The sequence below is a fragment of the Streptomyces caeni genome (assembly GCF_042678285.1).
Lineage (GTDB): Bacteria > Actinomycetota > Actinomycetes > Streptomycetales > Streptomycetaceae > Streptomyces > Streptomyces caeni.
The window spans coordinates 1-2,319 of record NZ_JBHUDX010000146.1 but is presented as its reverse complement, the minus strand read 5'-3'; the positions used below and the strand labels follow the sequence as shown (position 1 = coordinate 2,319).

2 protein-coding genes are annotated in these 2,319 nt (G+C 67.1%); one reads left to right on the top strand and one right to left on the bottom strand.

Annotated elements, in window-relative coordinates:
* Nucleotides 1-234 precede the first annotated feature (234 nt).
* The gene (locus ACFSL4_RS36655; RefSeq protein WP_381092422.1) at nt 235-1,356 is read left to right on the top strand and encodes an IS630 family transposase; all 1,122 of its coding nucleotides are present in this window, start codon (nt 235-237) and stop codon (nt 1,354-1,356) included.
* Between the two features lie 45 nt (nt 1,357-1,401).
* On the opposite strand, the gene cpt is transcribed toward ACFSL4_RS36655, so the two are convergent.
* A complete protein-coding gene (gene cpt, locus ACFSL4_RS36650; protein ID WP_381092424.1) occupies nt 1,402-1,932 on the bottom strand; it encodes a chloramphenicol phosphotransferase CPT in 531 nt (176 codons plus the stop codon).
* Nucleotides 1,933-2,319 lie beyond the last annotated feature (387 nt).

Genomic DNA, 2,319 nt, shown 5'->3' with positions numbered 1-2,319 from the left:
CCTTCCGCGTCATCCCTTGTTTTGCGGACGCACACGCCCTAGGGGGAGTGCGTCCCGCCTCCCAGGTGGGAGACGAGTGGGAGACAAGTGGGAGATGATCATGGCGTGGTGCTGCAATCAGGCGCTAGGAAATGCTAGTGCTCTGACCGGGATGGTTCACCGGGTTGCCGTTCGCGGTGCGGGCCTTGCGGGCGATTGGATGTGACGACATCCAATCTGATGCGTGGAGGTGCGGTGGCAGAGCCGGTCAAGGTCTGCAGACTGACCGATCAAGAAGGGCGGAAGCTTCAACAGATCGTGCGCCGGGGCAGCACCAGCACGGTGCGTTACCGGCGGGCGATGATGATCCTGGCCTCGGCCGGAGGTAACCGGGTTCCGGTGATCGCCCAACTGGTCCAGGCCGACGAGGACACCGTCCGCGACGTGATCCACCGGTTCAACGAAATCGGCCTGGCCTGTCTGGACCCTCAGTGGGCGGGAGGCCGTCCCCGCCTGCTCAGCCCTGACGACGAGGACTTCGTCATCCAGACGGCCACCACCCGCCCCCGTAAACTCGGCCAGCCCTTCACTCGCTGGTCCATCCGTAAACTCGCCTCCTACCTGCGCAAAGTCCACGGCAGGATGATCCGCATCGGCCGTGAGGCCCTGCGGACGCTACTGGCCCGACGCGGGGTCACCTTCCAGCGCACCAAGACGTGGAAGGAGTCCACCGACCCCGACCGCGACGCCAAGCTCGACCGGATCGAGCACGTCCTGGAGCACTTCCCGGACCGCACGTTCGCCTTCGACGAGTTCGGCCCGCTGGGCATACACCCCACCGGCGGCACCTGCTGGGCCGAACAAGGCCGGCCCGACCGGCTGCCGGCGACCTACCACCGCACCCACGGCGTCACCTACTTCCATGGCTGCTACTCCGTCGGCGACGACACCCTGTGGGGCATCAACCGCCGCCGCAAGGGCACGGCCAACACCCTCGCAGCCCTGAAGCCGATCCGGGCCGCCCGCCCCGACGGCGCCCCGATCTACATCATCCTGGACAACCTCTCCGCCCACAAAGGTGCCAAGATCCGCCGCTGGGCGAAGAAAAACAAGGTCGAGCTGTGCTTCACCCCGACCAATGCCTCCTGGGCCAACCCCATCGAGGCACACTTCGGACCGCTGCGGCAGTTCACCCTCGCCAATTCCCACCACTCCAACCACACCGTCCAGACCCGCGAGCTGCACCGGTACCTACGCTGGCGCAACGCCAACGCCCGCCACCCCGACGTGCTGGCAGCCCAACGACGCGAACGCGCCCGGATCCGCGCGGAGAAGGGCATCCGCTGGGGAGGACGGCCCCTGGCCACAGCGGCCTGACGGTCCCGGCACTGCGGTCACAGCGGCAGACAGCCGGGCCGCCGATCAGCTGACATGTGCGGCGATGATCCGTGCACACTCCATCGACTCGGCATGCGTGGTCTCCACCTCCAGGTCATAGACCATGCCCCGGTGGACGACCTCCGCCTGGGACGCCGCCATGCCGATGACCCGATCGCCTCGTGCGACCTCACGGCCTGCAGCTACCGCACTGTCGCATCGGACACCGACCCACAGCACCCGCAGTTCGCCCAAAGCCTTCTGCCATCGCTTCTGCGAGTCCGCTCCGCCGAGGAAGACCTCATCAACGATGACCCGGGCACCCGCACGGGCCATCGCAGCAACCCCCTCGATCCATGCCGCTTCCAGCGTCCGGAACTCCGGCCCGACGATCACCTGTCCGTCCGGAGCGAACTCGATCCCCGCATCCGACGCCTGCATGGACGCGGGCATGGCCTCAACCAGCGTGTCCGTCCCCAGGGCCAGCCACGGATCCGGCAGGACTGCCTGCAGACACCGAACGATCCCGGACTTCCCCGAGCTGGAACCACCGTTGAGAACGATCACCTCAGTCATCACCGCGCCACAGTAGAGGCACCGCAGCGACGCTCGAAACGGATTTCTACGAACGCTGCACCGCCCGCCACAACCCGGTGAACCTTCCCGGTCAGAGCACTAGGGGGTGTTTCGAAAGTCCCGCACAGCACCCACGGCGCCCGGCACGCTCCCCCAAGCTCTTCGAGCAGGGGGCACCCCCACTCGCCGCACCGGCCGAGACCCCGAGTACGTCCAGTACGAGGGCTTTCGTCCGGCACGCCGAGAGCACGCACCGGACACCGCGGGCACCGCACAGGACCTTCGAAACACCCCCTAGATGGCGCTACCTGTGTGGCCCTATTTCAGCCGCCGCTCTCGCCCGCGTGCGGGCTCAGCGCACCCGCGCTGACCAGCACAATAATCACC

Coding starts and splice junctions, on each gene's coding strand:
- cpt (WP_381092424.1), bottom strand. CDS start 1,932: ATGACTGAGGTGATCGTTCTCAACGGTGGTTCCAGCTCGGGGAAGTCC.